Origin of the sequence: Microcystis sp. LE19-84.1B, from assembly GCF_027531875.1 — a bacterium.
Classification (GTDB): domain Bacteria; phylum Cyanobacteriota; class Cyanobacteriia; order Cyanobacteriales; family Microcystaceae; genus Microcystis; species Microcystis panniformis.
Genome location: NZ_JAPZSR010000251.1, coordinates 1 through 8,256 on the forward strand (window position 1 = coordinate 1; position 8,256 = coordinate 8,256).

An 8,256-nucleotide genomic window follows, 5' to 3' on the forward strand; every position below is an offset into this window, starting at 1 on the left:
TAATTAGAGGGAGATCATCTATTCGTTCTGACTGTGTTTGTGACGTAATTGCTCGACTCCTTGTTGGCCAACACTTGACTACACAAGGATTTTAACCTTTTTTGCCCACCTTACCCCTTCAATTTAAGCGAACGGTGAGTAGAACGCCTACCTAATCGCTGGATTGACGCAGAAAAACGCTACGAAGTTGTTCCAGGAAAGGTGACGGGGAATGAAGTCTTGCAAGCCTTAAAGCAAATCTTATCGGGAGAGCAGACCAAAAATCAAGAAGTCTTGATCTACTTTTCAGGACACGGGTTTCGCCTGATCAATCGCATCGGTGACGGGGAAGCCTATCTCGCCACCTCCGATAGCCAACCCGAAGGCAAAAATGCCATTTCTTTAGACCGAGAACTCAATCCTTTATTACGGCGTTCTAGTTTGAGTAATCTGGTAGTAATGCTAGACTGTTGCCATGCGGGGGCGTTATTGCCCGAAAATCGGGAATTAAATCGCACTTTGCTAGAACCTAGCCTCTCAGCATTTAATGAGAAGCAAGATTACTTCCTAATCACCGCCTGTCGGTCAGAACAGGTGGCTTGGGAAGATGAGGAATACAGTTTGTTCACCGCCGCTTTACTGAAGGGATTGTCCCAAAAAGAGGCGGACCCAAAAACGGGAGAAATTAGTGCCGATCGCCTGTTTGATTTCGTTTCGCGGGAATTGCGCGGGAAGGGTCAAGAACCGATTCGCATGGGAGTTGGGCGATCGCTAATTCTGGTCAAATATGGGGCGCAACCTCAAGTTAAAGAAGTGGAACCGTTACTAGATGAGAATGGAAAATTGCGCTGTCCCTATCAAGGATTGCTGGCGTTTACTAAGAAAGAACGGGATTTCTTCTTCGGACGCAAGCGAGTAGTGGAAGACATCAAATCTAAGCTAGATCGGCTAAATTTTGTCCCTCTGATTGGTGCTTCTGGAAGTGGTAAATCTTCGGTAGTTCTGGCGGGATTGATACCCTGGTTGGAAGAATTAGGATGGCAAATTCTCGAACCCATCAAACCTGGATTCAAGCCGTTGACAATGTTGGAAAGCCTGCTGTTACCCTATTTTCGAGATGATCAACAATTGCTGGATCAATGTATCAATAATCAAGACGGCGAAGGCTTAAAACCGCTATTAAAACTTTTTCCCCGCGAACATAAATTTTTGCTGGTGGTGGATCAGTTTGAGGAATTATTCACTTTTGCTCTAGCAGAACAGCGCGATCGCTTTATTGAATTGATTACCCAAGTTGCCACAATTCCAGACTCTCCTTTGGCAGTTATTGCTACCATGAGGGCGGATTTTATTGAACCTTGTTTGCGTTATGATGGGCTGCGACAAATAATTCAAAATAACGCCGAATATCTGCCTAATTTAGGGGGAGTAGATTTGCTAGAAGCTATCACGGAACCAGCCAAATTACAAGGCTATGAAGTTACGAAAGAATTGCTCAATAAAATCCTTGAAGATATTAAAGAAGAACCAGGATTTTTACCCTTATTAGAGTTTGCTTTAACCCAGCTTTGGCAGAAACGAGATGAGGCAAAACATCGGCTGACTTTAGATACTTATGAGGCGATAGGTGGGATAGTAGGAGCGTTAAATTGTCAAGCTGATAAAGTTTATCAATATAAAGATTATGAAAAAGACTTACCGCAGCAGGAGCGAACGGAAGTCGAGAAAGCTTTAATCAAGCGAATCTTCTTGAATCTTCTGCAAATAGGAGACGGGGAAAAAGATACCAGATTGCGTCAATCAAAAGCCTTTATCTTGTCTCTAGCTGGAGATAATCAAGAAGGACAAAAAATCTTAACAGAACTAATTGAAGGTAAACAAGGATTAGTGAAAGGTCGCCTTTTAGTGACGGGAAAAACTGAACGAGAAGAAGAAGCTTGGGTAGATTTGGCACATGAAGCTTTAATTGAAAAATGGGACGAACTGAATCAGTGGCGAACCGAAAATCGACAGGGAAGAGAATTAGCCAAACAGGTTGATAAAGATGCCCAAAACTGGCAAAAAAGTAACAAATCTCAGGATTATTTGTGGTCAGGTGACAAGTTAGCAGATGCGGAGAAAATTCTGCAAGAATATCAAGACACGGTGGAGACTACGAAATTGGCTAAAGAGTTTCTCCAAGCTAGTAGCCAGGAGGAGTTGCGTTCTTATATGAGAAGGCCAGATATTGATGATTTAGACTGTCAAGCTTTAGAAAAAGAAGCAGCCAACAAATCATTTTTAAGCCGAGAAAAGTTAATAAACTTACTTGAAAATGAGAAGGAAAAAGCACAAATAAGGCTGTCAGCTTCCTGGTTGCTGAAGCAGTGGGGAGAAGTAGTTCCTATCTGGACAGCAGAGGTTGATAAGGAAGGAAAAATTGCCCTCTCAATCATTGCAGAAAACGACCTACCAGCCACAGTAATCGAGGAGTTAGAAAGTGGAATAAACCTAGAAATAGTGGAAGTTCCCGGCGGTGAGTTTTGGATGGGTGCTTCTGAAGGAGAAGAAGGGGCATATCCAAATGAACGCCCGCCACATAAGGTCAAGATTTCTCCCTTCCTGATAGGCAAATATCTGGTAACACAGGCGCAGTGGCGAGCAGTGGCTTCTTTACCTAAAATTAAACGGGATCTCAACCCAGAACCTTCACTCTATAAAGGAAATAGCTGCCGACCAGTGGAACGTATTAGTTGGCACGATGCGGTGGAATTCTGTGAGAGACTATCGCGCTGGTCTCAGAAAAAAGGGAAAGGCTATCAATACCGTTTACCCAGTGAAGCAGAGTGGGAATATGCTTGTAGGTCAGTTATCAGTGAAGAATCAATTCAAAATCCGATTTATCCGCCCTATCATTTTGGGTGGAAAATTGACCCCGCTTTGGCAAATTATTCACAAACCGCTTGTGCAAGGACGACAACCGTAGGCAGGTTTCAAATCGTAAATGCCTTTGGACTTTATGATATGCACGGGAACGTTTGGGAATGGTGTCTAGATCCTTGGCATGATAACTATAAAGACCCGCCCAATGACGGTCGGGTATGGGATGAAGGAAAAGAAGAATTGTATCAAGATATATCAAAAAATCTTGATGTGTTGTTACAAGACAATAGAGATCATGTCGTACATGGCGGGTCATGGGGCAGCCGTCCCTGGGCTTGCCGTTCTGCGGTTCGCGACAACGTCGCTTTCCCCAGCGATGCCTACGGTTTTCGGGTGGTTGCGTCGTCGAGGACGGTGTATTCAGTTAACAGTTAACAGTTCGCTTGTGCCAAGGCTCTGCCTTGACACACAATATTTAAGGCTCTGCCTTAAAGTATTCTTCAGGTAGAACCTGGGAACGAGATGCACGAGATGCAATGAGACACAACAAATAAACCCGCAAAGGAAAGGAGACGGCAAAAATGGGACGCAGTCGCTACCAAATTATTGAACAATGTCCATACTTTCTCACCTGCACTACTGTCAATTGGATTCCGATTTTTAGTAAACCTGAACTTGCCCAAATAATATTTAATTCTCTCAGCTTTCTTCAGGAGCATCAACGGTTATCAGTTCATGGTTATGTCTTAATGGAAAATCACCTTCATCTTATTGCTTCATCTGCTAATTTATCTAAAGAAATTGGCAAATTTAAATCCTTTACTGCTCGCTCAATTATCGATTATCTTAAGCAAACCAATAACCAGCATTACTTAACTCAACTTCGTCTGTTCAAATTAGGTCATAAAATCGATCAAGATTATCAACTTTGGCAAGAGGGTTCTCATCCCCAAGCAATTCTCTCAGAGGAAGTGCTACAGCAAAAACTAGAATATATTCACAATAATCCAGTTAAGCGTGGTTATGTGGACGATCCTGCCCATTGGCGATATTCCAGTTATCGAAACTACTTAAATCAAGAGGGAATCTTGTCAATTGATTACCTTTCTCCGTCTCCTTAAATAAGTAATAATGAAACCTACTCCCTTGATGAAGTGTTGGGAGATATTAACTGATAACTGAAGCTAGGTTCTACCAAGTCCTTGGCTGAAAGTTAGCATCATTGACAATTGCTACAGTATCTCCCGAAGGCTTGATGACAAATAGTCCCTTTTTATAAGCATAGCGATCTACTCCTTCGTTAATTTCAATCCCAGCGACTGCCCCATAAGCTTGATTTCGCTTGTGCCAGGGCAGAGCCTTGGCACACAATATTTAAGGTTCTGCCTTAAAATATTCTTTAGGTAGAACCTGAATAAAGGGTTCCCAGGTAGAACCTGGGAACAAGATGGCAGGATTTGCTTGTGCCAAGGCTCTGCCTTAAAATATCCTTCAGGTAGAACCTGAATAAAGGGTTCCCAGGTAGAACCTGAGAACGAGATAACAGGATTTGCTTTTTCATCTCTGGTGGTGAAAATTTTTTCATCGGGACTGACTGGAAAATAGAGGCTGAAATAACGCAAATTCGTCAATCAGAATATTTTCATGTTTGGCGCTGCCAAGTTTGGCATCAGGACTGACTCCTTACTCCTAACCCAATGTTCGACAAAGATAAGCAAAAATTATTGATTGATGCCAAAAACTTGAGAATATTTAAATTAACATTCCGCAATATTTACAAATTCTTAAAAATTAATTGAGAAAGATTTTTATTTAACAACGATGTTACAGTGGTAACAGCGATTTTACTGAATTTCATAATGGGCTATTCTGTGCTTTTTTGGACAGCAACGCTTGAAACCCTTACCACAGCTAGAAGGTAATCCTAATTAAGACGGGTAAATGAGTCAATTTCACCCACAACGATGATCTTTTTTTTGTGTAGTTTTATTGCAAAAAAAAGTTTTTTTGACAAAAAGCACAAAGTATGCTGCTGTCAACGGACTTCGTGGGTGTTGAGGGGGAGAGGAGCAAGGGAGCAGGGGTGTGGGGAGAATAAAGCTGCCTTTTGCCTCCTGCCTTTTGCCTCCTGCCGACCGCCGACCGCCTCCTGATCACTGATCACTGATTGGGTGTCACCTTATCGATAACCTTGAGAGTCCCGTCATCCTTAACAGTCCAGACATCGTAACTACCGACCACATCGCCATTTTCATCGATATCCACATTGCCACTGGCCCCCTGATAGTTAATATCCTCGCCTTTGCGAATCATTTCCATAGCTTGACAAGCATCGGTTACTTCCGTCCCCGGGCCGTTAGCCACCTCACGAATCTTGCTTTGAATCCCTTCACCGGTGTTAGATTTAGCCGCCTCGGCTGCTAACATCAATAAAATCGCCGCATCCCAAGTATGGGGAACAAAAGCGGTGACATCCTTGCCGGTTTTTTCTTTCCAGAGGGTAGTAAAAGCGCTTAAAGCTTGACCGTTGGCCCCGGGGACCGTGCCTAGGGCGCCAGCAATAATTGACTTACCATCGGTTCCTTTCCCCACCTGTTTGGTGAAATCTTCCGAATAAACCCCATCGGTGAGGAGGACAGTAACTCCTTTGGTCAACCCCTGTTTATAGGCCGCTTGTAGTAATAAACTGCCCGTTTCAGCGTAAAGGACTGCCGCTACAGCATCCGGTTGGTTAGCGAAGGCAGCCGCCGCTTCACTATCGAGAGTGGCAGCTTTCGGGTCATAACGGACGGGATTTTGCTTATTAGTGATCGTGCCGCCTAATTTATCGAAAGCACCCACGAATTCCCGCTCAAATCCGACCCCATAATCGTTATTGATCACGACGGTGGCCACATTTTGAAAACCCTTTTTCTTAGCTAGGACTGCTAAAGCTTGAGCTTGGTAGGTGTCCGGGGGAGCCGTCCGCGCCCAAAAACCTTTAAAATCGCCTTTTTTCGCCCTGTCAGTAAATACGGGACTGGTGCTACCCGGAGAGACTAACATCACTTGATTTCTCACCGCCACATCGACGGCTGCTCCTGAGACGCTACTGGCAAAGGAACCGACCACACCAGCTACTTTATCCACCTCCGCTAGTTTCGTCATCGCTGAAGCGCCGGCAGCGGGATCGGTTTGGTCATCTTCTTTCACGAGGGTGACGGGTTTGCCATTGACTCCACCACAGGCATTGATAGTCTCTACCGCTAGGGCAGCCGCTTCGGGCATATTTTGACCAATAGCGGCTAAATCTCCGGTAATGGGCAGTAATTCCCCTAATTTTAGTCCCTCATCACTGGGGGCAGTGGTGGTGGGACTAGAGGCGTTGTTATTCGGGGTTTGGGCATTATTACAAGCGGTTAAAAAATTAGCTAAGAGGCTAATGCTCAGGGTTAGGGCTAGGGGCGATCGAATATATCTCTGCATGGCGTTAAGATCAAGGATTAGTTAAGGTTGCAAGGCTGAAAAACCCTGACTGGGAAAATTCTAATCGATGTTAGCATTCTCTCCAAATCAAACAGGTTTTCATCTTAATTTAGATATTGACGGAAAAAATGGCTAATTTGTTCGATTTATGCCGTGGGGTGTGGGGTGTGGGGTGTGGGGAAATGGGGAAATGGGGAAATGGGGAAGTGGGGTGTGGGGGAGTGGGAAGTGGGAAGTGGGGAAGTAGAGCATTTGGCTGAAATTTCCCTAAACCCCTAAACCCCTAAATGGCTCTTCGGTTTGTGTTAGGCAATAAACAGGGCTATAAGGGATAAAACCCTTATATATAAAGACATTGATGCGATCTTTGTCAATTGTTTTCCCTCTCTAACGAACTAATCAATTAAGTCTCTTGCCAGATAAGGATTTAGTCGATTTATGCCACCCGATCGAACTATACCAAGTAACGAAGAATCCTGAAAACTTGCATCTGATAACTGGTAACTGATCACTGGTAACTGATAACTGAAAACCCCACTTAGGAAGCTTTGGCTAAAACGGTGTTCTGGTTTAAAAACTGAATTGCCGTTTGGTATTGACTATCTTTTTCGGTGCCGATTTCCTCATAGGTGATCGGTTCCTGTGCCACCACTTGATCGGGGATAATTCCTAACTTATGAATATCATGGTGGGCGGGAGTTTCATATTTAGCCACAGTAATCGCTAATCCTGCCCCGTCTGGTAACTCGAATAGGGACTGAATTAATCCCTTACCGAAAGTCTTTTCTCCCACTAAAACCCCTCGTTGATTATCCTGTAATGCTCCGGCTAAAATCTCGCTGGCGCTGGCGGTTCCCTGATTGACTAAAACGACTAAAGGCGAGTCGGTTAAAGCATTACCAGAAGCGGCAAAACTATCGGCAATTCCCTCGCGATTAACCGTGTAAACGATCGTTCCCTGATTAATCCACATCCGAGCGATTTCTATGCCTGCTTGCAGTAAACCACCGGGGTTATTTCTTAAATCTAAAATATAACCCTTGGCCCCTTGTTTTTGTAGGTTCGTCACAGCTTCCGAGACTTCTTTGGCAGCGTTAGCACTAAATTGATTTAAGCGCACATAACCGATGGGCAAGGAACTAGAATTTTTATCTAAAACCGCTACCACTGGACTTAAAGAAATGCGTTGACGGGTTAAAGATAGGGTTTTTGGTTGACTTTTTTGATAGGGAAGAATGACTAAGGAAACTTCTGTTCCGGCGGTCCCGCGCATTTTGGATGCTGCTGCATCGAGGGTTAAAGTAGTGGTATCGATACCATCAATAAACAAAATGCGATCGTGGCTAGTTAAACCAGCGGCCTCAGCAGGAGAACCGGCAAGGGGGGCAACTACTTCTAAGTAACCATTGTCGGGATTGATATTAATTTGCAGTCCTACCCCCGATAATTCCCCCGTGGTGCTAATTTGTAGGTTATGGTATTGATCCGGTCGCAAGAGACGGGTAAAGGGTTCATCGAGGGTGGCTAACATCTGTTCGATCGCATTATAGGCCGCCGTCCGATCGTTGAGGGGTTTTTTGATGAATTGTTCCCGCACCTGCCACCAGTTTTGATGATTAAATGTGTCATCATAATAAGATTGGTTGACTAATCGCCAAGATTGTAGTAATAATTTTTGTTCTTCGCTAAAGGCGGCTGCTGTGGGTGTCCATGCCATCCAAGTCAGACAAAACCAAAATCCCACTAATAATCCCACCCACAAAGATTTTTTTCTCATCTTGCTTCTCTTATAAATCAAGTGCTGATCTGCTATTAGGGGTCGAGAAGGTCGTCACCGACCTCCCCTCCCATTCAGAACCGTGCATGAGACTTTCACCTCACACGGCTCCTAGTCTGATTGTTCCCTTGTTAAGGATACAACTTGACATCTTTTTGTTGACCTTGTATTAT

General features: G+C 44.1%; 5 protein-coding genes and 1 pseudogene. 3 read left to right on the forward strand and 3 right to left on the reverse strand.

Annotation, left to right across the window (positions count from 1 at the left end):
* Positions 1 to 162 precede the first annotated feature (162 nt).
* Positions 163 to 3,276 (forward strand): nSTAND1 domain-containing NTPase, encoded by a 3,114-nt coding sequence (locus O9324_RS14955; protein WP_288140593.1) that lies wholly within the window; start codon positions 163 to 165, stop codon positions 3,274 to 3,276.
* A 146-nt stretch (positions 3,277 to 3,422) separates the two neighbouring features.
* Entirely contained in the window at positions 3,423 to 3,962 is a 540-nt protein-coding gene (locus O9324_RS14960; protein ID WP_287627600.1) for an REP-associated tyrosine transposase, read from the forward strand.
* A gap of 70 nt (positions 3,963 to 4,032) precedes the next feature.
* On the opposite strand, the pseudogene O9324_RS14965 reads toward O9324_RS14960, so the two are convergent.
* Positions 4,033 to 4,179: pseudogene (locus O9324_RS14965) on the reverse strand (DUF3782 domain-containing protein); the annotation flags it as partial.
* An 822-nt stretch (positions 4,180 to 5,001) separates the two neighbouring features.
* Positions 5,002 to 6,306, reverse strand: a complete 1,305-nt coding sequence (locus O9324_RS14970) for an ABC transporter substrate-binding protein (RefSeq protein WP_288140591.1) — start codon at positions 6,304 to 6,306, stop codon at positions 5,002 to 5,004.
* A gap of 128 nt (positions 6,307 to 6,434) precedes the next feature.
* Between O9324_RS14970 and O9324_RS14975 the strand changes: the two genes are divergently transcribed.
* Positions 6,435 to 6,566: a hypothetical protein gene (locus O9324_RS14975; protein ID WP_288140592.1), complete on the forward strand. Its 132-nt coding sequence runs from the start codon at positions 6,435 to 6,437 to the stop codon at positions 6,564 to 6,566.
* Positions 6,567 to 6,844: 278 nt separating this feature from the next.
* Here O9324_RS14975 and ctpA read toward each other — a convergent pair whose 3' ends face one another.
* Positions 6,845 to 8,083: a carboxyl-terminal processing protease CtpA gene (ctpA, locus tag O9324_RS14980; RefSeq protein ID WP_287627602.1), complete on the reverse strand. Its 1,239-nt coding sequence runs from the start codon at positions 8,081 to 8,083 to the stop codon at positions 6,845 to 6,847.
* Between the last annotated feature and the right edge of the window lie 173 nt (positions 8,084 to 8,256).